This window comes from Myxococcus sp. MxC21-1, from assembly GCF_032612255.1.
GTDB classification, from domain to species: Bacteria; Myxococcota; Myxococcia; order Myxococcales; family Myxococcaceae; genus Myxococcus; species Myxococcus virescens.
This window is the reverse complement of record NZ_CP123278.1, coordinates 4,998,881-5,024,465: the sequence shown is the minus strand read 5'-3', so window position 1 is coordinate 5,024,465 and position 25,585 is coordinate 4,998,881. Positions and strand designations below refer to the sequence as shown.

The window sequence follows — 25,585 nt, the reverse complement described above, 5'->3', positions numbered from 1 at the left end:
CCAGTCGGATGCCGGGCTCGTCGTCCACGAGAAGGATTCGGGTGCGCGTCATGAAGTCAGGGAGTCTACGCGCTGGGTTGATACACGCGAAGAAACAGCAGGAAGCAGCAGTGTGACTTCCGCGCCGCCCTCCGGGTGATTGCGCAAGCGGATGATACCCTGATGCTCCTCCAGGATGCGTTGGACGATGGACAGGCCCAGCCCCGTGCCGCCGCGCCGCTTGCTGAAGAAGGGCTCGAAGACATGGGACAGGTCCTCCGCGCGGAAGCCCGGCCCACCGTCGCGCACGGTGCACCGCACCCAGGCCCGGCCCGCCTCTTCCACTTCTTCCGTCGCCACCCGCACCGCGCTGCCCGCCGGTGAATGCTGCACCGCGTTCTCCACCACGTTGCGAAACACGTGAAACAAACGCCGGGCATCCATGCGAACGCGGGGCAGCTCCGCCGCCAACTCGCGATTCACATTCACACCGGCGCGCTCACTGGCCAGCGCGCACGCGGAGAGTGCATCCACCACCACCGGGAGCACGGGGCCTTCCACCCATTCACCGCGGGTGGGGCGGCCGTACTCGAAGAGCTCTTGCGTGAGGTGGTTGAGGCGCTTCACCTCACCGCGCAGCACGTCGACGTAGGGCTTGAGCTCCGCGCGCGCGCCGAAGGTCGCCTCCACCGCGTCGACCACCGCGGAGATGGAGAAGAGGGGGTTGCGGACCTCGTGGGCCACGCCCGCGACGATGGCGCCCATGGCGGCCATCGTCTCACTGCGCCGCAGGCTGGCCTGGAGCTCCAGGAGACGTGTCACCTCCGTGGCCACCAGGATGATGCGCGAGTCCTCGCCGCCGGCTTCCTCCACCCACGTGGCGGATACCTCCCACGTGCGGCGCGACACCGGATCGCCCAGCTCGCGCGTGGCGCTGGCGCGGGTGCGGCGCAGCTCCTCCACCAACGGCAGTGCGTGTGACCAGGGTGGGGCACTGGCCGCGGTGAACAGCGGCTGACCGGACGGGTCCATGCCTCCAAAGAGCGCGATGGCGGCGGCGTTGAGGCGCTGGACGGTGCCATCCGACCCCAACACCATCAGCGGCGAGGCCACCGCGTCGAAGGTGCGGCGCCATTCCTGGGCGGAGCGGCGGAAGCTGTCATGCAGGCGCTGGCGCAGGTCATCCGCGAGCCGCCGGTCGGTGATGTCGGTGACGACGCAGCCGACATGCAGCTCCGCCTGCGCATCCAACGCGGAAGCGGCGGCGCGGCTGCGCACCCACCGCACGCGGCCGTCGGCGCAGATGATCCGGTGCTCCAGCTCCGCCTCGGCGCCGGGGGCCGGCCCTCGATGCCGGCCCGGTAGCGGGCGCGGTCCTCGGGGTGGATCATCTCCGCCCACAGCGGGGGCGGTCCGCCATCCGGCGCGGGCTGGACGAACGCGGAGGCGGCATAGCCGGTGGTGCGCTCGATGACGGGCGTGCAGTAGAACTCGCGCAGCCTCCCGCCGCGCAGCTTGCCGCCCCACAGGTAGTCCGGCAGCGAGCGCGTCAACACGTCCAGCCGGCCCTCGTGCTCCTGGAGGCTCTTCTCCGCGCGCATGCGCTCGGTGAGCTCGGACATCGCGGCGATGACACCCAGCACCTCGCCGTTCGCGCCGCACACGCGCAGGTAGCTGCCGAACCAGAAGCGGCTCTCGCCCGGAGCGGCGGGCGTCTCCACCTGGAGCAGGGTGTCCTGGATGGAGGCCCCCGTGCTGAGCGCCAGTTGGAGGCGCGGAGCGATGCGCTTGCCCAGGTCGGGCATCACCTCGGTGACGTGCCGGCCCAGATGCCGCTCCGCGGGCAGGCCATGCATCGCCGCCAGGGCCGTGTTGATGTGGACGTAACGCAGCTCGCGGTCGAAGAAGGCGAAGCCCACGGGCGTCACGTCCATGACGGCTGCGCGAAGCGCGCTGGCGTCATCCGCGCTGCGCAGGGCAGCGTCCCGTGCGCGGTGCGCGCGCTCCCGGGTCCGCAGGAGCAACAGCGCCAGGGTGCCGCTGATGAGCAGCCCCACGGCGGCGGTGAGGAGGACGCGGGCAGGGGGGCTCACCGCCCCGGAGTAGCTCCAGACTCCCTCGACGGCCGCGGAGAGAGTCGTGGCCACGAGGACGGCCAGCAGCAACTGTCGACGGGAAGGAAACTCGTGCATGCGGTGGGCGGCGAGCGCGGGAGCTTAACCGCAATCCCCGGTCGGACGGTGGCTCGTCGGGCATTGGCGTGCCGCCCTGATGGCGTCGCGGACGAGGGAACGGGCCCATGGATGTCTACATTCGGAATATTGGGGCCTGGGGCTAGATTGGTGGCCGCCGACCTGGATGCTCTCACCGAGATGCCGATTCCATCATGACCCTGGCAGTCCCCCTGCTCGTCGACGAAGTGCCGCGGACATCCCTTCCCACCTCCCACCCCCACGTACTCGCCACGCCGGAAGCCTTCGCCCAGGACCTTCAGGCGCTCAAGCAGGAGCTGGAGTCATCGCTCGGCGAGGCGGACCTGGCACACGCGCGAAAGATTGAACGCTGGGGCCGGGCCTGTTCCGTGCTGGGCTACGCGACGGCGTGGCTGATGCCCAATCCCGTGTCGGCGCTGCTCATCGCGCAAGGCAACACGGCGCGCTGGACGATGATGGCCCATCACATCACGCACCGGGGCTACGACAAGGTGCCGGGCGTGCCGGCGCACTACACGGGCAAGCGCTTCGCCACCGGGTGGCGCCGCTTCCTGGACTGGCCGGATTGGATTCATCCCCAGGCGTGGCGGCATGAGCACAACGTGCTGCACCACGGACACACGGGGGAGACGGCGGACCCGGATCTGGTGGAGATGAACACGGAGTGGCTGCGCCAGTCGCGCATGCCCATGCTGGCCAAGTACGCGCTGGTCGCGTTCTTCGCCTGCACGTGGAAGGTGACGTACTACGCGCCCAACACGTTCCTGGAGTGGCGGCGCTTCGAACGCAAGCGCGCGGGAGGCGCGGACGAATCAGGCACGCTGCCCCTCATCACCGCCTTCAACCCGTTCACCGTCGAAGGCCGTGCCTTCTGGTGGACGTGTCTGCTGCCCTACGCGGGCCTGCGCTTCGTGCTGCTGCCCGCGCTCTTCGCGCCACTGGGCGCGTGGGCCGTCCTCAGCGTCTTCGCCAACAGCGTCTTCGCGGAAGTGCTCACCAACATCCAGAGCTTCGTGCTGATCGCGCCCAACCACGCGGGGGACGACCTCTACCGCTTCGAGGGCCGGGCGCGCAGCGGCGCGGAGTTCTCCGTGCGGCAGGTGGTGGGCTCGGTGAACTACGCCACCGGCAACGACGTGGTGGACTTCCTCCACGGCTGGCTGAACTACCAGATCGAGCACCATCTCTGGCCCAGCCTGCCCATGACGCGCTACCGGCAGGCGCAGCCCAAGGTGAAGGCGCTGTGCGAGAAGCACGGCGTGCCCTACGTGCAGGAGGGCGTCTTCCGCCGCGCGAAGCGGTTGGTGGACATCATGGTGGGGCGGACGTCCATGCGCGCATGGGGGCCGGCTCCGCGCGGCTGAGGTCCGCGAGGCGCCGGGCTCAGGCGGAGGGCTGTGTTTCGCTGGCAGCCCCTTCCCGGGTTGCCTCGGCGAGCAGGGCGCGCACCTCGTCGTCCTCCGTCTGCGCGAAGTCGCGGTACCACAGGCCCACGGAGTAGAAGGGTTCGGGCATGCGGACGCAGACGACCTCGTCCGCGACCTGAGCCAGGCTTTCGCAGGACTCGGCGGCGGCCACGGGCACGGCCACGATGATGGCCGCGGGCTCCAGGAGCCGCAGCGCCGCCACGGCCGCCCGCATCGTCGTTCCCGTGGCCAGCCCGTCGTCCACCAGGATGACGGTGCGCCCACGCACGTCGGGGAGCGGCCGGCCCTCCCGGTAGCGCTCTTCACGCCGCTGGAGCTCCACGGCCTCGCTGCGCGCCGCGGCTTCAATCTGTTCGCGGCCGATGTTCAGCTCGTCCACGACCTCGCGGTTGAGCACCCGCACGCCCCCGGAGGCGATGGCGCCCATGGCCAGCTCCTCGTGGCCGGGCGTGCCCAGCTTTCGGACCAGGAAGACATCGAGCGGCACTCCGAGCTTCCGCGCGACTTCGGCGCCCACGGGCACGCCGCCCCGTGGCAGCGCCAGCACCAGGGGGCCGGGTTGCCGCGCATGGCGTCGCAGGTGGTCGGCGAGCACGCGGCCTCCCTCATAGCGGTCCTGGAATTCGGGCTCTCGCATACCGCGACTCCTCGCCGCTTCCTGGAATGGAGCGGGCGCTCGTCAGGGAAAAGGTGGCCACGCCGGTGGCCTCGTGGAACGGGACGGGCGTTCGCGCTGGCACCCGTCGCTCGCCTGGGCTCCCGTCTTCCCACCGCGGAGGGGGCGTGCTCGTCCGCCGCGCTCCCGGTGTTGCTCACGCGATGATTTCTGGCCGCCCAGGCTGATGGGGCACCGGCGGGTCATGAATGCCGGGTGGCTTGATTTCGGGCGGCTGCGGCGGCTCGATTTCCGGCGGTTGTCGCGTAGGCGGGTCCTTCTTCGGCGGCGCCTGTGGCCCGGGAGGCTCACGCCCGGGCTTCTTGTCGGGGTCGGGGTCCTTCACGGGCGAGTCAGGTGTCGTCGGTACCTCGGGCATGCCGTGTTGCTCCTCTCGGGTTGACCAGCACGAAAGACAGTGGGCACGCCCGAGCCTGCGGGCACCGTCCTCGTTGCCCAGTCAACGCGAGGACCTCCGGGCCCCAGGCCGTCCGGTTGGTGGTCAGCCATCCCCCGCGGACGCGAGCGAGGCAGCCCCTTCCCGTCTGCTGCACCGCGCCATCGCCGCCGTCACGTTCCGTGGAGCGAAGGACACGAGCCAGAAGGAGGCGGACGATGAAAGCTGCCCTATGGGGAATCGGTGGCGCGGGGCTGGGCCTGGGGCTGATGTACTGGACGGACCCACGCAGTGGCCGCTGGCGCAGGTCCCATCTGCAGGGGAAGGCCGTCCACGCGGCGCATGAGGCGGGAGGCGCGGTGGGCGTCGTCGCTCGGGACCTCTCGCAGCGCTCGCGCGGTGTCTTTTTCGAATCGATGCGCAAGCTGCACCGGGAACCGGTGGAGGACCTTGTCCTGGAGGAACGGGTGCGCTCGGCCCTGGGCCGGGTGTGCTCACATCCCGGAGCGATTCGCGTGATGGCTCGGGATGGCGTGGTTCGATTGGAAGGCCCCATTCTTCGCGAGGAACTCCGGCGCGTGCTGCCCCGCATCGGCAAGGTGCAGGGGGTGCATGGGCTGGACAACCAGCTTGTTCCGTATGCGGAGGGCTCAGCGCACCCGGCGCTGCAAGGAGGCAGCATGCGCTCGGGTGAGTCGAGGCCCTTCTTTCAGGAGCACTGGTCGCCGTCCGAACGACTCTTCGGGGCGCTGGGCGGCCTGACGCTGACGGCCTGGGGACTGGGGCGCCGGGGAGTGACGGGAACCCTGGCGGCCCTGGGCGGCGTGATGCTGGGCACGCGGGCCTTCACGAACCTGGGGCTGCGACGGCTCACGGGGATGGGCGCGGGACGGCGGGCCATCACCCTTCACAAGGACATCAACGTGAACGCGCCGGTGGAGGAGGTGTTCGCCTTCTGGAGAGAGATGCAGAACTTCCCGCGGTTCATGACACACGTGGATGAAGTGATTCCGGGCGTCGAGGGCCGCTCGCACTGGAAGGTGCGCGGGCCCGCTGGGCTGCACTTCGAATGGGATGCCGTCGTCACGAAGTTCGTGCCCAACAAGGTGCTGGCCTGGAAGAGCGTGGAGGGCACGGCGGTGGAGAACCTGGGCGTCATCCACTTCGAGTCCACGCCGCGTGGCGGAACTCGGGTGGACATCCGGCTGTCCTACAACCCGCCAGCGGGGGCCATTGGCCATGCCTTCGCGAAGCTGCTGGGCGCGGACCCGAAGAAGCAGATGGATGACGACCTGCTGCGCTTCAAGTCGCTGCTGGAGCGGGGGAGGGCCACCGGCCGTGAGACGGTGACGCGCGAGCAGGTCGCGCCCCGGCGTATGGCGCCCCGGGGCCCCCTCACTCACTAGGCGATGCCGGCCCCGGCGCTTCAATCCATCGCTGAGTCGCTGGGGCTTCGTTTCCCGACTGGGGCTCGTCAGGAGGCGCTGTTCGAGGCGCCCATTCAGCGGGCCAAGACACCTGAAGCCCCGCTGCGAGCCTTCATATGCCACGTTCCAGCTGTCCGGCCGCTTGGCGATTCCAGTGGGCGCGCTGCAGGCGCGCGACATGCGCTGACTGGACCCCCCGGCGTGCTCTGGCACAATGCGGAATGTCGCGTGGCTCCCTTCGGACGCACCGGAGGCAGCGTGCGCAGGGGGCGCGATGCGGCTCGACCTCGCGGATCTTCGCTTGTTCCTCTGCATCGTGGATGCGGGGAGCATCACGCAAGGTGCCCAACGCGCGAACCTGACGCTGGCATCCGCGAGCGAGCGTCTGCGCAGCATCGAGGATGCGGTGGGCGTCAAGCTGCTCGAGAGGCGGCCCCGGGGCGTGGTGACGACCGAGGCCGGTGATGCACTCGTGCACCACGCCCGGTTGATCCTGCATCAACAGGAGTTGTTGAAGGATGAATTGAATGCGTTTGTTTCAGGCCGGCGCGGCACCATTCGCCTCTATGCCAACACCGCGGCGCTGACTGAGTACCTGCCCGAGAAGCTGGCGCCATGGCTTGCCAGGCACCCGAGGCTGAACATCGACCTGAGAGAGCGAACCAGCGCGGATATCGTCAAGGCGGTCGAGGCAGGCCTGGCGGAGGCCGGACTGATTTCGGACGCCGTGGAGACGGGCACGCTTCAAGTCCGCCCGTTGGAGCCCGCCCCCCTGGTGCTCATCATCCCCGCCGGGCACCCGCTGGCTGTATCCAAGAGCCTCGCGCTCCGTGATGTGTATCGGGAGCCCTTCGTCGGTCTGGCGGCCGAGAGCGCCTTGCAGGAGCACATTGACGGGCACGCACGTCGCGCGGGCTTCGAGGTGTCCTTCCGCGTCCGGATGAAGGGCTTCCGGGGGCTGTGCGAGATGGTGTCTCACGGCGTGGGCCTGGGCATCGTCCCGGAGCGCGTTGCCAATCGGCACCAGCGGGAGGGCACCTATCGGAAGGTGCCCCTTTCGGAGGCCTGGGCCCAGCGCCGGCTCTGTGCCTGTTTCCAGGACTGGGACGGCCTGTCATCTCCTGTTCGTGCGTTGCTGGAGTACCTGCTCGGTGGGGGAGAATGACGGCACACCCGTGTCATGGGCGCCCGGTGTTCTACTGCGGAGCGCTCCCCGGTCTTGCGAGCACCCAGCGCGGCCATCGCCATGGCGCGCGAGCGCGCGGTCACGTTCGGGTCTGGCGCGTTGGCGATGAACGCGACGTAGGGTGAAAGCGCCTCGTTTCCATCACCGCAGTGGACGTCCACCACCGCGTCGACCCGGTCGAATATCTCGTGGGTGAGCACATGCGCGATGCGCTCCGTGGGCGTGCCAGAGGCGTTGCCAGGTAAGACACGGTTGAGGTTCTTCCAGTCATCCGGGCCGTAATACACGGTGCGCCGCTGGAAGGACGGCACGTTGGCGATGTGGACGATGACCACCGTGCCACGCATCGCCTCGGGTTGGAGCTTCGCGGCGATTCGCTGGAGCGTGAGGATGGGCACGTACTCCGCGCCGTGGATTCCCGCCATCAGCGCGACCACGGGCCCCGGCTTCGCGCCCCGTATCACCGTGACTGGCAACGGCGGCACGTCTTCAGTGCCACCTGGAATGGGGAGGTAGTGCCAGAAATGCTGCCAGGGTGAGAATGTTAGTGCAATCAAGTTGCTTTTGCATTCAAGTGTTCGTTATGGGGATTGCCCATGCTTGAAGCGAAGAAGCTGTCCAAACGTTATGGCGAGCACCTGGCCCTGGAGTGCCTGGACCTGTCCATCGGGGCGGGTGAGGTGTTCTGTCTGCTGGGGGCGAACGGGGCGGGGAAGACCACCACGCTGAACCTCTTCCTGGGCTTCATCACCCCCACGCAAGGCGAGGCACGCGTCGCCGGGTTGGAGGTTCAGCAACACGAGGCCCACGTGCGCGGGCTCCTGGCGTACGTGCCCGAGCTGGTGATGCTCTACCCTCGGCTGACGGGCCGGGAGAACCTGGCCTACTTCAACACCCTGGCGGGCCGGCAGGCGCTGTCCACCCAGGAGTCCAGCGGGTGGTTGGCGCGCGCGGGGCTGCAACCGGGGGCGATGGACGTCCCCGTTGGCCGCTATTCGAAGGGCATGCGGCAGAAGGTCGGCATCGCCATCGCGCTGGCGAAAGGCGCGCGGGCCTTGCTGTTGGATGAGCCCACGTCGGGGTTGGACCCGCTGGCGTCCAACGAGCTCTCCGAGCTGCTCCTTCGCCTGAGTGGTGAAGGCATGGCGGTGCTCATGGCGACGCATGACCTGTTCCGCGCGAAGGAGTCTGGCACGCGGGTGGGCATCATGAAGTCGGGCCGGCTGGTGGAGACGCGCGCCACGCGGGACCTGGGGCACGCGGAGCTGGAGCAGCTCTACCTGGCGCACATGCGTGGCTGAGGACCGACGAATGATTCGAGCCATCGCCCGAAAAGAGTGGATGGAGCTGTCTCGCGACGGGCGCTTCCTGGGCGCGGGAGCCCTGGTGTTCTTGCTGGCCACCGTAGGCATCGCGGTCGGCGCGCTCCATGTCCGGGACTCCCGGGCCGAGCGCGAAGCGGGTGCTCGCCTGACGCGCCAGCATTGGTTGGAGCAGGGAGAGAAGAACCCGCATTCGGCCGCGCACTACGGTGTCTGGGCGTTCAAGCCGGAGTCCGTCCTGGCCACATTTGACCGCGGCGTGGAACCGTATCTGGGCGTCGCCGTCTACCTGGAGGCGCACAAACGGAATGCCACCCAGTACCGGCCCGCGGCGGACGCCACGGCGGCGGCGCGCTTCGGAGAGCTCACGGGGGCCGGGGTCCTCCAGCTCCTGCTGCCTCTGCTGATCATCCTGCTGACCTACTCCGCGTTCACCACCGAGCGGGAGCAGGGAACGCTGCGCTTGCTGTTGAGCTCCGGCGTGCGTCGGCATCAGCTCGTGCTGGGCAAGGCCCTGGGTGTAGGGCTGGCGCTCGCGGCGCTGCTGGTGCCCCTCTTCGTGGTTGCCGTGGTGTTGGTGGTGGGCCTGGGCGGCGGAGCGGGCGTCTCGCCGGGCGAGCTGCTGGGGCGTCTGTCGGGGCTGGCACTGGGGTATGGGCTGTACCTGTCGGGCTTCGTGTTCCTGGGGCTGGCGGTCAGCGCGCGGGCGCGGACCTCCCGGGGGCCTTGGTGGTGCTGTTGGGCGCGTGGATGGTCAACGCGCTGCTGGTGCCCCGGCTCGCGGTGGACGCGGCCCGGGCGTGGGTGCCGGTGCCCACGGCGCAGGACTTCGCGCGGCAGCTGGCGGAGGACTACGAGAAGGGCCTGAGCGGTCATGATCCGGCGGACCAGCGACAGGCTGCGCTCGAGCGCGAGACGCTGGCGCGCTACGGCGCGGCGTCCCTGGAGGCGCTCCCCGTCAACTTCCGGGGCATCGCGCTCCAGGCAGGGGAGGAGTACAGCAACCGCGTGGGAGCGCAGCGCTTCGGCGAGTTGGAGACCCGCTACGGTGAACAGGAGCGACTGCACCGCTTCTTCGCGCCGCTGTCGCCCATGCTGGCGCTGCGGCACCTGTCGGCGTCGCTCGCACGGACGGACATGTCCGCGCACCTTCGCTTCACGAAGCAGGCGGAACAGTACCGGCAGGGGCTGGTGAAGCAGATGAATGACGCCATCACGTTCCGCTCGAAATACGGCGACGTGAACTACAAGGCGGACGCGTCGCTGTGGCGTGAGGTGCCGGAGCTGAGCGTGGACGAGGAGCGGCTCTCGGATGCGCTGGGCGCGCAGGTGCCGGAGCTTCTCCTGCTGGGCCTCTGGCTGGCGTGGACCACCCTCTTCGCGCTGCGCGCTTGCGAACGCCTGAGCGCCGTCTGAGGCACGACGAGACCATGAACATGTCATTGCTTCGACACGAGTGGTTCCTGCTCCGGAAGGACCGGATGCTCGCCTTCTCCGCCGCGCTTCTGCTCGGCTTGATGGCGTTGGGCCTCTACAACGGTTGGCGTTTCACCCGGGACCTGCGGACCTACCAGCAGCGCCTCGTCACCCAGGAGACGGAGCGGCGGGCCCGTCTGGCGGAGCAGGCGGAAGCCTTGCGCCAGGGGCGAGGGCCGGAGCTGCCGCCCTGGAAGAGCCCGGCGATGCCGGTGCCAGTGGGCAACACGCTCGTCCAGCCCGAAGCCCTGCTCCCTCCGGGGCCGCTGGGCGCATTCACCGTGGGGCAGATGGACCTGTTGCCGTCCGCCTATCAGGTGTCGCTCCAGGGGCGCCTCACGGACTTCGCGCGTGACACGCTGGAGCACCCGGTGCACCTGGCGACAGGAACGTTGGACCTGTCGTTCGTGCTGCTCTACCTGCTTCCCCTGTTCGCGCTCGCGTTCTCCTTTGACCTGGTGTCGCGCGAACGCGAGGACGGAACGCTTCGGCTGGTGCTCGTGCAGGCCACGGGCCTTCGCGGCTGGGCGCTGCGAAGGCTCGCGGTCCGCGCGGGTGTCCTGCTGGGCCTGTGCGTGCTGGCGGGCGTCGCAGGCTACGCGCTGACGGGCGGGGCAGGGGGCTGGGGCGGTTGGCGGGCTGGCTGACGTTGGTGGTCGGGTACGGTGCCTTCTGGTTCGCGCTGGCGCTGGCTGTGAATGCGCGGGCCTTGAGCTCCGCCACCAATGCGCTGGTGCTCGTGGGGGCGTGGCTGGTGTTGGTGGTCGTGGTGCCCGCGGTGGCGCAGTTGGGCGTGAGTGGCCTGTATCCGGTGCCGTCCCGCGTGGCGCTGGTTGGGGCCACGCGCGAGGCGTCGCTGGAGGCGCAGAAGCGCGGCAGCGAGGTGCTGTCCGCCTACTTCGAGGACCATCCGGAGCTGGCACCCAAGGGGGCCAAGGCGGAGGGGTACTGGCCCACGGCGCTGGCCGTGCAGGACGAGGCGGCCCGGGCGACCGCGCCCGTGGTGGCGGCCTTCCAGTCGCAGTTGGAGCGGCAGCAGGATGCGTTGGGGGTGCTGCGCTTCCTGTCTCCCGCGCTGGCTTTCCAGCAGGCGCTCCAGGACGTGGCGGGCACGGGAGGCTCACGGCACGAGCACTTCTTGCGCCAGGTCGACCACTTCCACACCACGTGGCGTGAGGCACTGCTTCCTCGCGTCTTCTCGGGAGCCACCTTGGGGGCCGCGGAGCACGCGCGGCTGCCTCGATTCGCCTATGTCGAGCAGCCTGGCACCGACATCGTGCCCCAGGTGGCGCTGGGGCTCCTCGCGCTCGTACTGCCGACGCTGCTGGCGTTGGGGCTGGGCCTGGCATGGTTGGGACGGCCCCGCATCGCTTGAGCGTGTGGCCGTCGTCGTCGTCGCGGTTCGCGGCCCGCGAGGAGGAATCCTCGCGGGCCGTTGCGCTGTGCCTCAACGGTGCTGGCATGCGCGGTGCGCGAGCTTCAGCGCGGAGCGGCGCTCGTAGCGCCTGTGTGACGTGGCTGGCTCGTATCTCCCGTGTGTGGGCGCGCGTCTCGTCACGCCGCGCACGGGCACGTGCATCTCTGGATTGTCGAACAACGCGGCTCCGGAATTCGCCGGGGCCGGCTTCCCCCTGGAATGACTGTGATGCGCTCCTCCTCTTCCTCCGTTCCTGATGCAGCCTGCGACTGCGCCCATCACCGGGCTCAAGCCGCCACCGACCCGAACGAGCCCATGAAGGTGCCGGGAGGCCGCTGGTCGATGCTGGTGCCGTTGCTGGCGTGCGCGGTATGCCCCACCTGCCTGGCGACCTATGCACAGGTACTGTCGTTCCTGGGCGTGGGACTGTCGCTGACGGAGTCCGCGCACCAGGTGTTGCTCGCCGTAGCCGTCACCGTGTCATTGGCCGTGAGTGGCTGGCGGTCGCGGCGTCTGCGGCGGGTGGGCCCACTGCTGGTGACGGCCGCGGGGTGCGCGCTCCTGGTGCTGGGGCATGCGCTGGAAGAGGACCCGGTGCTGACCTGGAGCGGGGTGGCGGTGTTGCTCGCGGGGGGCCTGTGGGAGCGCCGTGTCTGGCGCCGGATCTTCACCCGAGGTTCCGCATGCGAGCGTCCCGCCGTCCAGCCCTGAGCAGGCGGGACGGCGGGACTCCGGAGCGGGATTCAGAGCGTCTGGAGGAACGCGAGCAGGGCGTCTCGCTCCGGAAGTGTGTTGCCTGTCTCAACCCCGCCGAACGGAGCGGCGCGGACAAGCGTTCTCGGTTGTTGGGATTTTCCTCGAGCCCACGCGCGCAAACCTTGCGCACAGCGGGTCTCGATGTCGGACGTGCGCACATCTTGCGCGTGTCCTCGGGGCTTCCTCCGTGCTCAGTCGCTGGCCTGGGCCTTGCTGAAGCGCTCTCGCCGGGCCGGAATGACCTGGCTCCAGGAGACTTCATGGCCATTCGCGGTGCGCCACCGGCGGTCCATGTCATGTCCCCGGCGGAGTCCTTGGACTCGGGGGGCGTGGCCCCTGGGCGGCGCGCCGAGCCAGCGCGAAGCGGGGGAGGAAGTTCCTGCGCTCAGGCGTTCAGCGCGGATAGGCTCTTACCCCAGGACTCATGGCGGAAACCTTGTTCGAGGAATTGAAGCGGTACGTGGGGTTCAGCTCGGCGGACGAGCAGGCTCTCGTGACCTTGCACGCCACCGCGAAGCCCCACTTCGCGCGCTTCGCTCGCGTCTTCTACGACCGCATCCTGGAGCATGAAGGGGCTCGGCAGGCGCTCGAAGGGGGCGAGAGCCAGGTGGGCCACCTGCGCGGCGCCCTGCAGGTGTGGATGGACCAGCTCCTCCGCGGCCCTTGGGACGAGGCCTACTACGCGCTGCGCTGCCGCATTGGCCGCATGCACGTGCGCATCGCCCTGCCGCAGCACTACATGTTCGGCGCGATGAACATCCTGCGGCAGGAGTTCAACAGCCACATCGACGCCACCTACCTGGAGCAGCCCGCGGCGCTCCGCGCGGCCCGCTCCGCGGTGGGGAAGATGCTCGACCTGGAGCTGGCCATCATGCTCCACACGTACCGGGAAGATCTGCTGGCGCAGCAGGCGCGCAGCGAGCGGCTGTCCACCTTTGGCCAACTGGTGGGTTCCATCGGCCACGAGCTGCGCAATCCGCTGGGCGTCATCGAGACGTCGCTCTACATCCTCCGGGGGCGCCCGGGGGCCGTGGACGAGCGCACGATGAAGCACCTGGACCGCATTGGCGACCAGGTGGGCATCGCCAACCGCATCGTCTCCGACCTGCTGGACATGATTCGGGACCGGCCCCTGCACCGGCAGGAGGTCTGGTTGGACGAGGTCTGGCAGGAAGCGCTCAAGGCCGTGCAGCGGCCCGACACTGTCGTCGTGAGCGCGGAGGGACTGACCTCATTGCCCGCGGTTCAAGGAGACGCGGGGCAGCTGCGCCAGGTGTTCGTGAACCTGCTCGACAACGCCGTCCAGGCCCTGGAGGAGACGGGCGGGACGGTGTCACTGTCCGCCGCCACGCCCGAGCCGGGGATGGTGGAGCTGGTGCTGGAGGATTCCGGGCCGGGTGTCAGCGACGTCATCCGCCGCCGCCTCTTCGAGCCGCTGATGACGACGAAGGCGCGCGGCATCGGGCTCGGGCTCGCGCTGGTCAAGCGCATCGTGGAGCGGCATGGAGGGAGCATCGCGTATGTCCCCCGTCCCGGAGCGGGTGCGCGCTTCGTGATTCGGCTTTCCCTCGTCGCTTCGGAGGAGACGCATGCGCCAGTACCTCCTGCTGGATGACAACCTGGCGTTCGCGGAGAACCTCGCGGAGATTCTGCGCGACGGCGGGGACGCGGCCACTGTCGTCACGAGCGGTGACGAGGCCGTGCGGTTGGCGCGCACCACGCGCTTCGACGTCCTGCTGACCGACATGCGCATGCCCGGCATGAGTGGCGCGGATGCCGTGCACCACCTCCGCCGCGTGGATCCGGGCCTGGCCGCGGTGGTCATCACCGCGCACCCACGCCAGAATGACTTGGAGACGGCCCGGCGCGAAGGTCTGCTCGCGGTGCTGCCCAAGCCCGTGCCCATCCCCACGTTGGTGGAGCTGCTGTCCGGTGCTCGCCGGGATGGGCTGGTGGTGCTGGTGGAGGACGACCCGGCGCTGAGCGACAACATCGCCGAGCTGCTGCGCGGGCGCGGCTTCTCCTGTGTGACGGCGGCCTCGGTGCTGGACGCGGACCGAATCCTCTGCGTGCAGCCCTTCGCCGCGCTGGTGGACCTGCGCGTCCCCGGGGGGCCGGATGGTGAGGCCCTGCGACGGCTGCGCGCGCGCTATCCGCACTTGCCCACGTTCGTCATGACGGCCTATCCCGACGCGGCCCCGCTTGACGGGACCACGGGCGTCTTCTCCAAACCCTTCGACCCAGGCGTGCTGATGGAGGTGCTGGAAACGGCGCACGCGGCACGCCCCACCCACGCCTCATGAGCGAGCCCACCTCTCCGTCCCGTCCGTCCGTCCTGGTGGTGGATGACAACGCGGCCTTCCTGGACAACTTGGAGGAGTTGCTCGGGGACGCGGGCTACGCCGTCCGCGGCGCGTCCAGTTGCAAGGCGGCGCGCGAGCGGGTCCGGGAGGGCTTCGACGTGGCGCTGGTGGATCTGCGCCTGCCAGACGGAGATGGGACGGCGCTGGCCGCCGAGCTGAAGGCCGCGTCGCCGGACTCGGAGGTGGTGCTGCTCACGGGCTTCGCCACGTTGGAGACGGCGGTGGCCGCGGTTCGGGCGGGCGCGTGTGCGTACCTGATGAAGCCTTGCGCGCCGCAGGAGCTGCTGCTGACGCTGGAGCAGGCGATGCGGCAGGTGCGCCTGCACGCGGAGAAGCGCGAGCTGGCACGGCGCGCCCAGGTGACGGAGAAGCTGGCGGCGGTGGGGACGATGACGGCGGGCCTGTCCCACGAAATCCGCAACCCGCTGAACGCGGCGGCGCTCCAGCTCTCCGTCCTCGAGCGGCGTCTACGGCGTCTTCCGGATGGGCAGCAGGCGCCCTTGCTGGAGCCGCTGCTGTTGGTGCGCGATGAGATTCGCCGCCTGGACCACATCCTGGAGGACTTCCTCCAGTTCGCGCGGCCTCGCGAGTTCCGTCCCGCCTCCGTGGATGTGAACGAGCTGCTGCGGCGGGTGGTGGACCTGCTGAGCGGACAGGCCGCGTCCCGCAAGGTGTCGCTGGAAGTCTCGCCACGCGAGTCGCCGGTGCCGTCGGTGGCAGGCGAGGAGGAGCGGCTGCGTCAGGTGCTCATCAACCTGTGCCTCAACGCGCTGGAGGCCACGCCAGCGGGAGGCACCGTGACGGTGTCCGCGGGTCACGAGGGCGGGCGGGTGTGGCTCACCGTGGACGACAGCGGCCCGGGTGTTCCCCAGGAGGTCCGGGACCGCATCTTCGAACCCTTCTTCACCACGAAGGCTCAGGGCTCAGGGCTGGGGCTGTCCATCGTCCATGCCATCGTCACGCAGCATGGCGGTTCGCTGGAGGTGGACTCGGCGCCCGGTGGGGGCGCTCGTTTCATCCTCCGGATGCCGCTGGCGGGTTAGGGCTCGTCAGCGGAGGGCGGGATGCGCTACCGCTGCGCCGTCGGGCTGTGGAACTCGAAGGCGTCGCAGTCGTCGCACGTCCCTGGGGCCGCGGCGCCCACCACATCGGAGAGGTCGAGGCCCGCGAAGTGCCGGGACTCGTGCATTCCGCCGCCCGGCTCCTTCGTGAACCAGATGTCGAAGACGTAGCGCACGGCCACGGGTTTTCCGTTGAGCGTGGCGGGCTCGTAGCGCCAGGTGGAGAGCGTGCGGATGACGCCTTCCTCCAGACCCCGGAGGCCCTGGATGGGCTGGCAGTCGGTGACGGAGCCCTGCGTGGTGATGATGCAGCGGGCCACCACCGCGCCCTTGGGGAAGCCTCCGAAGTGGGACTGAATCCCGTAGGCGATACTGGGAAGGTGGATGCGCTCGCCCGAGAGGAACCGGGGCGGGGTGATTCCGGGCCGGAGCGTCTTGACGGGAGCCGACGCCTTCATGGCCTTGTAGACGGCGTCGAACGCGGAGGCGCGCGAGGGCGCTGGCGCGGAGACGACCACCCGGGGCAGCTCGGTGGCGTGCTCGTCGGCGTGCGCGGAGGCCGCCTCGGCCAGGGTGGCGTCGGGCGACTCCTGGGCGGTGTCCTCGAGCAGGACGGGCGCGGTGGGCTCACCGTCGAGCGAGTAGGGCACGCGCGACAGCTCCGTGCGGGCAATCGTCCCCGTGTCCGGGATGAGGAGGGGGCGGGCCGCGTGGGACGGGCCTTCGCCGCGGGTGCTCGCTCTGCCTTCGCCGCCGCCTTCGGGCGCTCGCTGGGCGCGGGGGCCCGCGGGGCCTGGGCGGCGAAGGTCGCCGGGGCCACGAGCAGATGGTGCATGGGCATGGTGCTGGACAGTCGCTGCACCGTGCTGGGGGTTGCCTCCACGTGGAGGTGCGGCGCGCTCACCGGCTCCGTGGCGTGGGCCGTCTCCGGCAGTTGTGACGACCCCAGGGCCACGGCGAGCACGGCGCTGCCCAGTCCGCTGGCGAGCCGCCAGGACCTGCGCGGCGTCATGTCCTCGGACGCGGACAGCAGCCGGCGCACGCGCATCAGCAGCGAGCCATCGCTGACGCCCAGGGCGGGGTGGGGTGATGGAGCCAGGCGCAGCTCCTCGATGTGGGCCAGGGCGCGGGCGTAGAGCAGCGCATCCCCGCAGCACTGGACGGCCAGGTCATCCGCGCAGTGCTCACGCTCCTCGCGGATGCGGTGGGACAGCCACCAGACGGCCGGGTGGTAGAACAGGAGGGTCTCCACGAAGGACTGGAGGAGGTTGACCACGTAGTCGTGGCGCCGGATGTGGCCCAGCTCGTGGGCGAGGATGGCCTCCAACTGCGCGGCGGACAGCCCGGTGATGGCACCCGCCGGCACCAGGATGAGGGGGCGCCACAGGCCAATGACCATGGGCACGTCGACGCGGGCGGAGGCCAGCAGGCGCACGGGCCGGGACAGGCGGACGTGGCGCAACGCACGGGTCAGCGCCTCACTCCAGTGGGCCGAGGGGGCTTGCGTCTCCTGCCGGGCCATCCGGTGGGTGATGAGCCAGGCGGCCACGGTCCGGGCCGACAGGAGGAGCACGCCGCAGCACCACGCCGGCAGCAGCCAGGGCCGGAGCACCTCCGTCCAGTGCGGAGCCGCCAGGGACGCGGTCTCCGTCGTGACCACGGCCAGCATGCGGGACTGGGTCAGGGACTCGAAGGCGCCGAACGTCACGGCGCGCGAGGCCTCCGCCAGCGCGGTCAGGAACGTCACCACGGGCAGCACGGCCATGGCCACCATCCCCAGACACGCGGCGGCGTAACGCGCCCGCGCGGCGCGCTGCGGCGTCAGGGACAGGATACCCGCGACCGCCAGGGCCACCACCGCGCCCTGCCACAGGAAGCCGAGCAGCGCCTGCTCCAGGGCGTGGAGATAACGCGCGTCCATCACTTCCCCCGCTTTTCGTGTGCGTCGAGCAGCCTGCGAATCTCCGCCAGCTCCTCGGCGGACGCGCGCTTCATGGACAACGCCTGGGCCACGACCGACGTGGCGGACCCCCCGAAGGCCCGGTCCATCAAGTCGCGCAGGAGGTCGCGCTGGGTGCGCGTCTCGCTGATGGCGGCTTCATAGACATGGGTCCGCTCGCTCTCGTCACGTTGGACGATGCCCTTCTCCGTCATGTTCTGCAGGAGCTTGAGGACGGTGGTGTAGCCGGTGTCCTTGTCCTGGGTGCCCCGGAGCAGCTCGTGCACCTGTCGGACGGTGCTGGGGCCCTGTTTCCAGAGCACGCGGAGGATGGCCAGCTCGGCCCGCGTCGGCTGCGGGAGGGCGTGGGTGGTCATCTCGCGGAGTATTACGACGGTCGTCGTAAGAGTCAACGACGCCCGTCGTAGATGTCCGCTCCAGGGGCATTGCCCTTGTCAGGGGGAGCCAGGGCTTTGAGTTCGCGGAGCGGGTCGGGGGTGGTCAGCGAGGATGCCAGGATTTGGAGTGCGAAGGGGCCCCTGAGGGCGCTCGTGGGAATCAGCCGCGCCGCCAGGGGACGCTCGTCCCCTGCGCCCGGCCCTGCATCGTCATCCATCACCGTGAACCCTTGCTCCCAGATGGACGCCAGCAGTTGCGTGGGGCAGTGGCCCGCCGCGCTGGCTGTCTTGAGTTCCAGGTACGCCTGCCGGTGCGTGCCTTTCGCGTAGGGTTCCAGGTAACGGCCTCGAAGGGCGGCTTCCACCAGGCCAATACAGCGGCCAATCGCCGGCTCACACGCGCGTGCCTTCTCGCTGACCTCCACGGGAGAAGCGATGCTCGAAAAGGCAGCGGCGGACCACAGCACGGCCTTGAAGCGCCTCTGTTGTTCGAGGCTCATGGGCCGCCAGTCAGGCGGGGGATTCTCCAAGGTGGCGTGGAGCCTGTGTTCGACGGTGAGCAATGAGAGGGCGACCATGCCGCCCACCAGCGTGTCCGTGCGGTAGGCCAGCCACGCGAGCTGCCTCACGTCGCGCACGGCTTCCAGCGGCGTCCCCTGTTCAATCGCATGCCGGAGCCGCAACTTCGACCAGAGCACCAGAAGCGAGAACTCCGGAAAGGACGCGTACAGCAGGTCGAAAGGCTTGCCCGGTGCGATGGACGCACGGGGAATGGCATTCCAGTGGTCGAACGCATGCATCTGGCGCATCCAGCCGAAGTCCAGGCTGGAGAGGTCCAGGTCCGACGTTATCCAGTCCTCCATGCTCTCGGCCTTCTGGAGCAATAGAAGGTGCGCCGGGAGCCGAAGGGGTGACTCTTCCAGACCGGGCGGGCCGGATGCCACGCGGAGCCATTCGTTGAGCAGCGGGCCCGCATCGCCCGAGCCCCGCGGTTCGTGAAACCACGGCTCCGCGCCCACCAGCGCCTGTTGTTCGCAGAAGAACTCCACATGCGCCGTGACGTCGGCCCGGAACTGCCCGATGGCGGGGCCATATTGGCGCTGAGACCAGACGTGGAAGGCCGCGAGGGCCAACATGGCGAGCAGCAGGATTCCGCTCACACCCCATACCAGGGCCCGCAGCAGCACGTTGCCCCGGTGAACCGATGCTCGCCTCGAACGCCATCCCATCCAGGGCACGCTAGCAGTGCCCCAGCCCCCCCATCAAACCGCTACGACTCCGCGGCCAGGTCCTCCGCCTCATCGGCCACGACCTTCAGCGGCGCGCCATCCGGCGTGCTGTACTCCTTGAGCCGGTACTGAATCTTCCGCACGCTGATGCCCAGCACCTCGGCGGCCCGGGACGTGGAGCCCTGCACCATCTCCAGCGTGCGCAGGATGGCCTCACGCTCAATGGCCGCCAGCGTGGCGCCGGGGATGAGCGCGCCCGTGGACGTCCCATGCGGCCGAGGCCCACGCAGCACGGGCGGCAGGTCATCGGTGGTCAGCTCCTGTCCCTGCGCCAGCACCACCGCGCGCTCGATGGCGTTCTCCAACTCGCGGATGTTGCCCGGCCAGTCATGGGACAGCAGCGCCTGGAGTGTCCCGGGTGCCAGGCCTCGCACCTGCTTGCCGTATGAATCGCTGTACTTCTCCAGGAAGTGGTTCACCAGCGCGGGGACGTCGCTCTTGCGGTCCCTCAGCGGCGGCAGCGTCACGCTCACCACGTTGAGCCGGTAGTAGAGGTCCTCGCGGAACCGCCCCGCCTTCACCTCGGCCACCAGGTCCCGGTGCGTGGCCGCGACGATGCGCACGTCCACCTTCAGCGTCTGGGTGCCACCCACGCGCTCGAACTCACGCTGCTGGAGGACGCGCAGCAGCTTCACCTGCACGGCGGGAGAGATTTCGCCAATCTCGTCCAGGAACAGCGTGCCTCCGTCCGCCAGCTCGAAGCGGCCTTCCTTCCGGGCCAGCGCTCCGGTGAATGAGCCCTTTTCGTGGCCGAACAGCTCGCTCTCCAGCAGGTTCTCGGACAGGGCCGCGCAGTGCACACGGATGAAGGGCTTGTCCTTGCGTGGCGACTCCTGGTGCAGGGCCTGGGCAATCAACTCCTTGCCCGTGCCCGATTCGCCCAGGATGAGCACCGTGGCGCGCGTGCCCGCCGCCCTCCGGATGACGTCGTAGATGCCCTGGAGCTGGGGCGATTCGCCGATGATGTCGTGGAAGCGGCGGACGCGCGAGCGCACCTGGTCCCGCAGCGCCTCGGCCTCCTGGCGCAGGCTGCGCTTCTCCAGCACCTTGCCCAGGGTGACGAGCACCTGGTCCGCGTCCAACGGCTTGAGCAGGAAGTTGTCCGCGCCGGACTTCATGGCCTCCACGGCCGTCTCCACGCTGGCGAACGCCGTCATCATCACGAAGGTGGCGTCGCTGCCTTGCTCGCGGGCCGTCTTCAGCAGCGTGAGGCCGTCCATCTGCGGCATGCGCACGTCGGTGAGCACCACCGCGGGGGAGAACTCGCCGATGCGAGCCAGGGCCTCGGCGCCGTTGGCGGCCTCGGCCACTTCGTAGCCTTCCTCATTCAGGATGGTGGCAATCGCCCGGCGGGCATTGTCCTCATCGTCGACGACCAGGATGCGCTGTGGGGACATGGGGGAGGGGGAGCCTTTGCTGTCAGGTCAGGATGCGGGGGCGGTCGCGGCGGGTACGCTTCGTCCACTGCTACGAGCGTGCCACGTCTCGACCACCGGTTCGATGCGCGGAGTGATGTTGACGACGGAGCTGGGGAAGCAGTGCGCGGGGAGCTCGGTGAAGATGAGGCGGACGGCCTCCGCGTCGGCCTCGGTGGCCACGGCCACGTGTGGGCGCACGATGAGGTCCGTGAGGTGTGGCGGCTGGTCCGCGCCACACACCACGCGGGCCACCGCGGAGCTTTGGTAGAAGAGCACGCGCACGTCCGCTTCCCGCGCCTGCTCCAGGAACGCCAGCAGGGTGCGTCCCTCCACCGCGCCCACGAGCAGGGCCTCCGGGGACCAGGGGCCCACGGCCACGGTGTCCTGCCCGGTCAGCGGCTGGCCAATGGGCACGGGCGGCGCACGGTCGCTCGTCAGCACGGCGCCGCGCTCTCCCTGCCAATAGAGGCGCGTTTCATACTCAGTGATGGTCACGTTCGTCACGAGCTCACCTCCGCCGAAGCCTGAGCAGGCAGTGCCCCTTCAACGCGCATGCCGCGCGACTGCTTCTTCCGGGACGCCACGTTCGTACCGTGGTGCCGAGCAGGCGGGGAGAGAAACTCATGGCAGCCCAAAGAGGCGCAGCACGGCAGGTCCCGAGACGCTCACCAGCAGACAACCGCCCAACATCAGGGGAACCCCCAACTTCATCAGCTCGGAGGAGGCCAGCCCCTCGCCCACCGTCATCGCATTGGGCGGGGTGCTGATGACGAAGGGCATGCCCAGCGAGCATCCCAGGGCCACGAGGATCGGCGTCGAAGCGGCGGGATGCAGCTGTGTGGCCAGGGGGATGAGGAGCGCCGCCGTCCCCGTGTTGCTCATCAGCGCGGACAGCACCGCCGCGACGGCCACCAAGACCCCCATCTGCACCGGCACCGGCCAGCCCGCGAGGTCCGCGCCGGCAAGTGCGCGAGCGATGAGCCCGGAGTGCTCCAGCAGCCGGCCCAGGGCGATGCCGCCGGCGATGAGCAGCAGCGTGGCCCAGTCCAACCGGCCCAGGTCCTCGCGATTCAGCAGGCCGCTGCCGAAGAGCAGCGCGGTGGCGGCCAGCGCCACCACGGGCGCGGGCACACCGTGGAGCGGCTCCGCCAGCCAGGCCACCACGCACGCCGCGCTCACCCAGAGCACGCGGCGTCCCGAGCGCGCCAGGGACACGGGCGCTTCGGTGGGCAGCGTCAGCCTGCCGCCCACGCGGAAGCGCAGCAGCACCAGGCCGAAGCCCGCCAGCAGCAGGAGCAGCGTGAGCGGCAGGGCGAAGGACATCCACTTCGCGAAGGTGACTTGCGCATGCTCGGACGCGGCGGATACGGCGAGCGCATTGGGACCGCTGCCCACGGGCGTGGCGATGCCGCCGACGTTGGCGCCCAGGGCCACGCCCAGCAGCAGCGCGGGCCGCAGCGGCGCGCCCGCGGGCATGGCGTGGAGCAGGGGACGCAGCGCGGCCAGCATCATCGCCGCCGCGGCCACGTTGGACATCCACATGGAGAGGAAGGCGACGCCCGCCATCACCAGCAACACCAGCCGCCGCGGCCGTCCACCCGACAGCCGCATCACGTGCCGCGCCACCGAGGCATCCAGTCCGTGCCGCATGGCGGCCACTTCCAGCGTGAAGCCACCCAGGAACAGGATGAGCACCGGGTCCGCGCACCACGCGAGCACCGACGGCAGCTGATAGGCGCGGTCCAGCGGCCCCAGGAGGACGGGCGTGGCGCCCAGCAGCAACAGCGTGGGCACGAACGAGGGCACCACCTCCGTCAGCCAGAGCACCAGACAGGCGCCGCCGATGAGCACCGTGCGCGTGGCCACCGGTCCCTCGACGCCGACGAACGCCACCAGCGCGACCCCCGTGAGCCCGGCCAGCGCGAACGCATGCCGGGGCGCGGAGATGCCGGGTGGAGTCGCGGAGAGGGGCGCCTCGGGGAGGCCGCTCCGGCCAGGGGAGTGGGGGACATGGGGCGGGGGAGCGCGCGCCAGGCGGAGAGGGGACACGGGCCCGCCCCTCACGCGCTGGCGGCGGGGTCAGGCATTGAACTCGGCGGCGAGCTCCCGGCGGTCCTGCTCTCCGATGAGGTGCTGGGCGTAGCGGACCAGGTCCGCCTCGGTGAGGATGCCCTGGAGGACGCCGCCCTCATCCACCACGGGCAGGCAGCCGTACTTGTGCTCGAGCATCAGCGTCACCGCCCGGCGCAGCGGCGTGTCCGGGCGCACCGTCTGCACGTCGCGCGTCATGATGTCCGCGGCCCAGAGCGGCTGCGCGGCCGGGTCCGCAGCGTGGGTGGCGGCGGCGCGCAGCAGGTCGCGGTGGGTGATGAGGCCCACCAGCTTCTCTTGCCGCACCACCGGCAGGTGACGGATGCGGTGCAGCCGGAGCAGCTCATCCGCCTTGGCCAGGTTCTGCGTTTCCTTGAGCGTGACGACGTCACGGGTCATCAGCTCTCCGACAATCTGCATGGCGGTACTCCTGGCAGTTGGAAGACGACGATTGTCCCTTCATCTGTTGCATCTCCGGGGCCAACAGGTCTGCCCCAGGGAACGGTGTTTCCCTGCCTTGGGGCGCGCAAGGTTTGCGCGGAGGCCCGCCGCTCCGCAGGCATTGCGCGGTCGACAGGCGCTTGCGCCCGCGGCCGGGTTGAAGCCGGCCGCGCTGTGCGCTACATGCTCGCCCTGTCGCTAGGGGTGTCCCGGAAGGGACTGAGACGGCCGTGGTCCCGGCCAACCCTTGGAACCTGAACCGGTTCGTACCGGCGGAGGGAAGCGGCCCGGGAGGCTTGCTGCCCCCCGACCGTCTGCCCGTCCGCCCTCTCAAGAGGAGATGCGTGATGAGCGGAGCGTCCAGAAGCCTGAAGGTCGACGGGAAGGTGCTGGAGGGAATCAGCCGGGGCCCGCTGCCAGCCTCGCGCAAGGTGTACGTGCCCGGCGTGCTGCACCCGGAGCTGCGCGTGCCCCTGCGCGAAATCAGCCAGACGCCCACGCGCCTCGGCCACGGCCCGGACGCGAAGGAGACGGCCAACCCGCCCGTGCACGTCTATGACTCCAGCGGGCCGTATACGGATCCGGCCGCGGAGCTCGACCTGCGACAGGGGCTGCCCGCGCTGCGCGAGTCCTGGATCCTGGGCCGCAATGACACCGAAGCGCTGTCCGGCGTGAGCTCCGAATACGGCCGCGCCCGTGAAGCGGACCCGCGTCTGGCGGGTCTGCGCTTCGCCCACCGCCGCTCGCCGCGCGTGGCGAAGTCCGGCGCCAACGTCACGCAGCTGCACTACGCGCGCAAGGGCATCATCACCCCTGAGATGGAGTACGTGGCGCTGCGGGAGAACCTCCAGGTGGAGGCGTCGCTCGCGGCCCAGCACCCGGGCCAGTCGTGGGGCGCGGCGATTCCGCGGGTGATTACGCCCGAGTTCGTGCGCGACGAAATCGCGCGGGGCCGCGCCATCATCCCGGCCAACATCAACCACCCGGAGCTGGAGCCGATGATCATCGGTCGCAACTTCCTGGTGAAGATCAACGCCAACATCGGCAACTCGGCCGTCACGTCTTCCATCGAGGAAGAGGTGGAGAAGATGGTGTGGTCCATCCGCTGGGGCGCGGACACGGTGATGGACCTGTCCACCGGCCGCAACATCCACGAGACGCGCGAGTGGATCCTCCGCAACGCGCCGGTGCCCATCGGCACCGTGCCCATCTACCAGGCGCTGGAGAAGGTGGGCGGCAAGGCAGAGGACCTCACCTGGGAGCTGTACCGCGACACGCTCATCGAGCAGTGCGAGCAGGGCGTGGATTACTTCACCATCCACGCGGGCGTGCTGCTTCGCTACGTGCCGTGGACGGCGAAGCGCCTGACCGGCATCGTCAGCCGTGGCGGCTCCATCATGGCCAAGTGGTGCCTCGCCCACCACCGGGAGAACTTCCTCTACACGCACTTCGAGGAGATCTGCGAAATCATGAAGGCGTACGACGTCAGCTTCAGCCTGGGAGACGGGCTGCGGCCGGGATCCATCGCGGATGCCAACGACGCGGCGCAGTTCGGTGAGCTGGAGACGCTGGGCGAGCTGACCCAGATTGCCTGGAAGCACGACGTGCAGGTGATGATTGAAGGCCCGGGCCACGTGCCCATGCACCTCATCCAGGAGAACATGACGAAGCAGCTGGCCGTGTGCGGCGAGGCGCCGTTCTACACGCTGGGGCCCCTCACCACGGACATCGCGCCGGGCTACGACCACTTCACCAGCGGCATCGGCGCGGCGATGATCGGCTGGTTCGGCACGGCGATGCTCTGCTACGTGACGCCCAAGGAGCACCTGGGCCTGCCGGACCGGGACGACGTGAAGGAAGGCGTCATCACGTACAAGATTGCCGCCCACGCCGCGGACCTGGCCAAGGGGCATCCAGGGGCTCAGGCCCGGGACAACGCGCTGTCCAAGGCCCGCTTCGAGTTCCGCTGGGAGGACCAGTTCAACCTGTCGCTGGACCCCGAGCGCGCCCGCGCCTTCCACGACGAGACGCTGCCGGCGGAAGGCGCGAAGGTGGCGCACTTCTGCTCCATGTGCGGCCCGCAGTTCTGCTCCATGAAGATCACTCAAGAGGTGCGTGACTTCGCCGCGAAGCAGGGCGTGAGCGACGACGCCGCGCTTCAGTCCGCGCTCGATGAGAAGAGTGAGGAATTCAAGAAGGCTGGGAGCCAGTTGTACCGCTAGGCGGGTGCCTCTTCAGATCACCTGTCCTGGACGTGACAATCGGAGCGGGTGCGTGTCATGGTGGACCCCGCTGGGTGCGGTGCACGCGCCCGAGACATCTTTGGAGGG

Annotated in this window: 25 protein-coding genes, 1 pseudogene and 1 riboswitch; of the genes and pseudogenes, 13 read left to right on the top strand and 13 right to left on the bottom strand. The window is 69.6% G+C overall.

Annotated features, from left to right (window positions below; all coding sequences use genetic code 11):
• Positions 1-48: 48 nt before the first annotated feature.
• Both QEG98_RS22420 and QEG98_RS22415 read right to left on the bottom strand, forming a co-directional pair.
• Complete coding sequence (locus QEG98_RS22420; protein WP_316567939.1) at positions 49-1,077, bottom strand: two-component system sensor histidine kinase NtrB; 1,029 nt, start codon at positions 1,075-1,077, stop codon at positions 49-51.
• A complete protein-coding gene (locus QEG98_RS22415) occupies positions 1,077-2,171 on the bottom strand; it encodes a PAS domain-containing protein (protein ID WP_316562759.1) in 1,095 nt (364 codons plus the stop codon). Before QEG98_RS22415 ends, QEG98_RS22420 begins: the two co-directional genes overlap by 1 nt.
• 194 nt (positions 2,172-2,365) lie before the next feature.
• Here QEG98_RS22415 and QEG98_RS22410 point away from each other — a divergent pair, with 194 nt between their 5' ends.
• Positions 2,366-3,556, top strand: a complete 1,191-nt coding sequence (locus tag QEG98_RS22410; RefSeq protein ID WP_316562758.1) for a fatty acid desaturase family protein — start codon at positions 2,366-2,368, stop codon at positions 3,554-3,556.
• 19 nt (positions 3,557-3,575) lie between these two features.
• Here the strand turns inward: QEG98_RS22410 and QEG98_RS22405 are convergent, their stop codons facing one another.
• Together QEG98_RS22405 and QEG98_RS22400 are read right to left on the bottom strand one after the other, a co-directional pair.
• Positions 3,576-4,256, bottom strand: a complete 681-nt coding sequence (locus QEG98_RS22405) for a phosphoribosyltransferase (protein ID WP_316562757.1) — start codon at positions 4,254-4,256, stop codon at positions 3,576-3,578.
• Positions 4,257-4,431: 175 nt separating this feature from the next.
• Positions 4,432-4,653, bottom strand: a complete 222-nt coding sequence (locus tag QEG98_RS22400; protein ID WP_090490679.1) for a hypothetical protein — start codon at positions 4,651-4,653, stop codon at positions 4,432-4,434.
• 236 nt (positions 4,654-4,889) lie between these two features.
• Between QEG98_RS22400 and QEG98_RS22395 the strand changes: the two genes are divergently transcribed.
• The gene (locus QEG98_RS22395) at positions 4,890-6,077 is read left to right on the top strand and encodes an SRPBCC family protein (RefSeq protein WP_316562756.1); all 1,188 of its coding nucleotides are present in this window, start codon (positions 4,890-4,892) and stop codon (positions 6,075-6,077) included.
• 295 nt (positions 6,078-6,372) lie between these two features.
• Positions 6,373-7,263 carry a LysR family transcriptional regulator gene (locus QEG98_RS22390; RefSeq protein ID WP_316562755.1) on the top strand — a complete coding sequence of 297 codons (891 nt, stop codon included), beginning with the start codon at positions 6,373-6,375 and terminating at the stop codon, positions 7,261-7,263.
• A gap of 128 nt (positions 7,264-7,391) precedes the next feature.
• Here QEG98_RS22390 and QEG98_RS22385 read toward each other — a convergent pair.
• Positions 7,392-7,721: pseudogene (locus QEG98_RS22385) on the bottom strand (succinylglutamate desuccinylase/aspartoacylase family protein); the annotation flags it as partial.
• Positions 7,722-7,880: 159 nt separating this feature from the next.
• Between QEG98_RS22385 and QEG98_RS22380 the strand changes: the two are divergent.
• The 9 genes from QEG98_RS22380 (at position 7,881) to QEG98_RS22340 (ending at position 15,661) form a co-directional block, all read left to right on the top strand.
• Positions 7,881-8,585 (top strand): ABC transporter ATP-binding protein, encoded by a 705-nt coding sequence (locus tag QEG98_RS22380; protein WP_090490675.1) that lies wholly within the window; start codon positions 7,881-7,883, stop codon positions 8,583-8,585.
• A gap of 10 nt (positions 8,586-8,595) precedes the next feature.
• On the top strand, positions 8,596-9,474 hold the full coding sequence (locus QEG98_RS22375) for an ABC transporter permease subunit (RefSeq protein WP_316562754.1): 879 nt from the start codon (positions 8,596-8,598) through the stop codon (positions 9,472-9,474).
• The gene (locus tag QEG98_RS22370) at positions 9,357-10,022 is read left to right on the top strand and encodes a DUF3526 domain-containing protein (RefSeq protein ID WP_316562753.1); all 666 of its coding nucleotides are present in this window, start codon (positions 9,357-9,359) and stop codon (positions 10,020-10,022) included. The genes QEG98_RS22375 and QEG98_RS22370 overlap by 118 nt, the downstream gene beginning before the upstream one ends.
• Positions 10,023-10,042: 20 nt before the next feature.
• The gene (locus QEG98_RS22365; RefSeq protein ID WP_316562752.1) at positions 10,043-10,729 is read left to right on the top strand and encodes an ABC transporter permease subunit; all 687 of its coding nucleotides are present in this window, start codon (positions 10,043-10,045) and stop codon (positions 10,727-10,729) included.
• Positions 10,714-11,457, top strand: a complete 744-nt coding sequence (locus tag QEG98_RS22360) for a DUF3526 domain-containing protein (RefSeq protein WP_316562751.1) — start codon at positions 10,714-10,716, stop codon at positions 11,455-11,457. The genes QEG98_RS22365 and QEG98_RS22360 overlap by 16 nt, the downstream gene beginning before the upstream one ends.
• Positions 11,458-11,814: 357 nt before the next feature.
• Positions 11,815-12,210, top strand: coding sequence for a MerC domain-containing protein (locus tag QEG98_RS22355; RefSeq protein ID WP_316562750.1), 396 nt, complete (start codon positions 11,815-11,817; stop codon positions 12,208-12,210).
• Between the two features lie 469 nt (positions 12,211-12,679).
• Entirely contained in the window at positions 12,680-13,870 is a 1,191-nt protein-coding gene (locus QEG98_RS22350; RefSeq protein ID WP_316562749.1) for a sensor histidine kinase, read from the top strand.
• Positions 13,845-14,558, top strand: a complete 714-nt coding sequence (locus tag QEG98_RS22345) for a response regulator (RefSeq protein ID WP_316562748.1) — start codon at positions 13,845-13,847, stop codon at positions 14,556-14,558. The genes QEG98_RS22350 and QEG98_RS22345 overlap by 26 nt, the downstream gene beginning before the upstream one ends.
• Positions 14,555-15,661 (top strand): sensor histidine kinase, encoded by a 1,107-nt coding sequence (locus QEG98_RS22340; RefSeq protein WP_316562747.1) that lies wholly within the window; start codon positions 14,555-14,557, stop codon positions 15,659-15,661. Before QEG98_RS22345 ends, QEG98_RS22340 begins: the two co-directional genes overlap by 4 nt.
• Before the next feature lie 26 nt (positions 15,662-15,687).
• Here the strand turns inward: QEG98_RS22340 and QEG98_RS22335 are convergent, their stop codons facing one another.
• From QEG98_RS22335 to QEG98_RS22300, 8 genes are all read right to left on the bottom strand, one after another.
• Positions 15,688-16,137 (bottom strand): energy transducer TonB, encoded by a 450-nt coding sequence (locus QEG98_RS22335; RefSeq protein WP_316562746.1) that lies wholly within the window; start codon positions 16,135-16,137, stop codon positions 15,688-15,690.
• A complete protein-coding gene (locus QEG98_RS22330) occupies positions 16,134-17,600 on the bottom strand; it encodes a M56 family metallopeptidase (RefSeq protein WP_316562745.1) in 1,467 nt (488 codons plus the stop codon). The genes QEG98_RS22335 and QEG98_RS22330 overlap by 4 nt, the downstream gene beginning before the upstream one ends.
• Positions 17,600-17,995 carry a BlaI/MecI/CopY family transcriptional regulator gene (locus QEG98_RS22325; RefSeq protein ID WP_140863658.1) on the bottom strand — a complete coding sequence of 132 codons (396 nt, stop codon included), beginning with the start codon at positions 17,993-17,995 and terminating at the stop codon, positions 17,600-17,602. Before QEG98_RS22325 ends, QEG98_RS22330 begins: the two co-directional genes overlap by 1 nt.
• A gap of 32 nt (positions 17,996-18,027) precedes the next feature.
• Positions 18,028-19,152, bottom strand: a complete 1,125-nt coding sequence (locus tag QEG98_RS22320) for a hypothetical protein (RefSeq protein ID WP_316562744.1) — start codon at positions 19,150-19,152, stop codon at positions 18,028-18,030.
• 134 nt (positions 19,153-19,286) lie between these two features.
• Entirely contained in the window at positions 19,287-20,702 is a 1,416-nt protein-coding gene (locus tag QEG98_RS22315) for a sigma-54-dependent transcriptional regulator (protein WP_090490665.1), read from the bottom strand.
• Positions 20,703-20,729: 27 nt separating this feature from the next.
• Positions 20,730-21,227, bottom strand: a complete 498-nt coding sequence (locus QEG98_RS22310; RefSeq protein ID WP_316562743.1) for a hypothetical protein — start codon at positions 21,225-21,227, stop codon at positions 20,730-20,732.
• A 117-nt stretch (positions 21,228-21,344) separates the two neighbouring features.
• Entirely contained in the window at positions 21,345-22,772 is a 1,428-nt protein-coding gene (locus QEG98_RS22305) for a DASS family sodium-coupled anion symporter (protein WP_316562742.1), read from the bottom strand.
• A 30-nt stretch (positions 22,773-22,802) separates the two neighbouring features.
• Positions 22,803-23,234 (bottom strand): CBS domain-containing protein, encoded by a 432-nt coding sequence (locus tag QEG98_RS22300; RefSeq protein WP_316562741.1) that lies wholly within the window; start codon positions 23,232-23,234, stop codon positions 22,803-22,805.
• Between the two features lie 211 nt (positions 23,235-23,445).
• Positions 23,446-23,553: riboswitch (TPP riboswitch) on the top strand.
• 49 nt (positions 23,554-23,602) lie between these two features.
• Between QEG98_RS22300 and thiC the strand changes: the two genes are divergently transcribed.
• Positions 23,603-25,477, top strand: coding sequence for a phosphomethylpyrimidine synthase ThiC (thiC, locus tag QEG98_RS22295; protein WP_316562740.1), 1,875 nt, complete (start codon positions 23,603-23,605; stop codon positions 25,475-25,477).
• Positions 25,478-25,585: the final 108 nt, after the last annotated feature.

Excerpts from the sequence above, each read along its gene's own strand:
- QEG98_RS22375 (WP_316562754.1), top strand. The coding sequence starts at position 8,596 with ATGATTCGAGCCATCGCCCGAAAAGAGTGGATGGAGCTGTCTCGCGAC.
- QEG98_RS22370 (WP_316562753.1), top strand. The coding sequence starts at position 9,357 with ATGGTCAACGCGCTGCTGGTGCCCCGGCTCGCGGTGGACGCGGCCCGG.
- QEG98_RS22395 (WP_316562756.1), top strand. The coding sequence starts at position 4,890 with ATGAAAGCTGCCCTATGGGGAATCGGTGGCGCGGGGCTGGGCCTGGGG.
- QEG98_RS22400 (WP_090490679.1), bottom strand. The coding sequence starts at position 4,653 with ATGCCCGAGGTACCGACGACACCTGACTCGCCCGTGAAGGACCCCGAC.
- QEG98_RS22300 (WP_316562741.1), bottom strand. The coding sequence starts at position 23,234 with ATGCAGATTGTCGGAGAGCTGATGACCCGTGACGTCGTCACGCTCAAG.
- QEG98_RS22410 (WP_316562758.1), top strand. The coding sequence starts at position 2,366 with ATGACCCTGGCAGTCCCCCTGCTCGTCGACGAAGTGCCGCGGACATCC.
- QEG98_RS22355 (WP_316562750.1), top strand. The coding sequence starts at position 11,815 with ATGAAGGTGCCGGGAGGCCGCTGGTCGATGCTGGTGCCGTTGCTGGCG.
- QEG98_RS22420 (WP_316567939.1), bottom strand. The coding sequence starts at position 1,077 with ATGGTGTTGGGGTCGGATGGCACCGTCCAGCGCCTCAACGCCGCCGCC.
- QEG98_RS22380 (WP_090490675.1), top strand. The coding sequence starts at position 7,881 with ATGCTTGAAGCGAAGAAGCTGTCCAAACGTTATGGCGAGCACCTGGCC.
- QEG98_RS22340 (WP_316562747.1), top strand. The coding sequence starts at position 14,555 with ATGAGCGAGCCCACCTCTCCGTCCCGTCCGTCCGTCCTGGTGGTGGAT.
- QEG98_RS22335 (WP_316562746.1), bottom strand. The coding sequence starts at position 16,137 with ATGAAGGCGTCGGCTCCCGTCAAGACGCTCCGGCCCGGAATCACCCCG.
- QEG98_RS22365 (WP_316562752.1), top strand. The coding sequence starts at position 10,043 with ATGTCATTGCTTCGACACGAGTGGTTCCTGCTCCGGAAGGACCGGATG.
- QEG98_RS22315 (WP_090490665.1), bottom strand. The coding sequence starts at position 20,702 with ATGTCCCCACAGCGCATCCTGGTCGTCGACGATGAGGACAATGCCCGC.
- QEG98_RS22415 (WP_316562759.1), bottom strand. The coding sequence starts at position 2,171 with ATGCACGAGTTTCCTTCCCGTCGACAGTTGCTGCTGGCCGTCCTCGTG.
- thiC (WP_316562740.1), top strand. The coding sequence starts at position 23,603 with ATGAGCGGAGCGTCCAGAAGCCTGAAGGTCGACGGGAAGGTGCTGGAG.
- QEG98_RS22325 (WP_140863658.1), bottom strand. The coding sequence starts at position 17,995 with ATGACCACCCACGCCCTCCCGCAGCCGACGCGGGCCGAGCTGGCCATC.
- QEG98_RS22405 (WP_316562757.1), bottom strand. The coding sequence starts at position 4,256 with ATGCGAGAGCCCGAATTCCAGGACCGCTATGAGGGAGGCCGCGTGCTC.
- QEG98_RS22330 (WP_316562745.1), bottom strand. The coding sequence starts at position 17,600 with ATGGACGCGCGTTATCTCCACGCCCTGGAGCAGGCGCTGCTCGGCTTC.
- QEG98_RS22390 (WP_316562755.1), top strand. The coding sequence starts at position 6,373 with ATGCGGCTCGACCTCGCGGATCTTCGCTTGTTCCTCTGCATCGTGGAT.
- QEG98_RS22345 (WP_316562748.1), top strand. The coding sequence starts at position 13,845 with ATGCGCCAGTACCTCCTGCTGGATGACAACCTGGCGTTCGCGGAGAAC.
- QEG98_RS22320 (WP_316562744.1), bottom strand. The coding sequence starts at position 19,152 with ATGTTGGCCCTCGCGGCCTTCCACGTCTGGTCTCAGCGCCAATATGGC.
- QEG98_RS22350 (WP_316562749.1), top strand. The coding sequence starts at position 12,680 with ATGGCGGAAACCTTGTTCGAGGAATTGAAGCGGTACGTGGGGTTCAGC.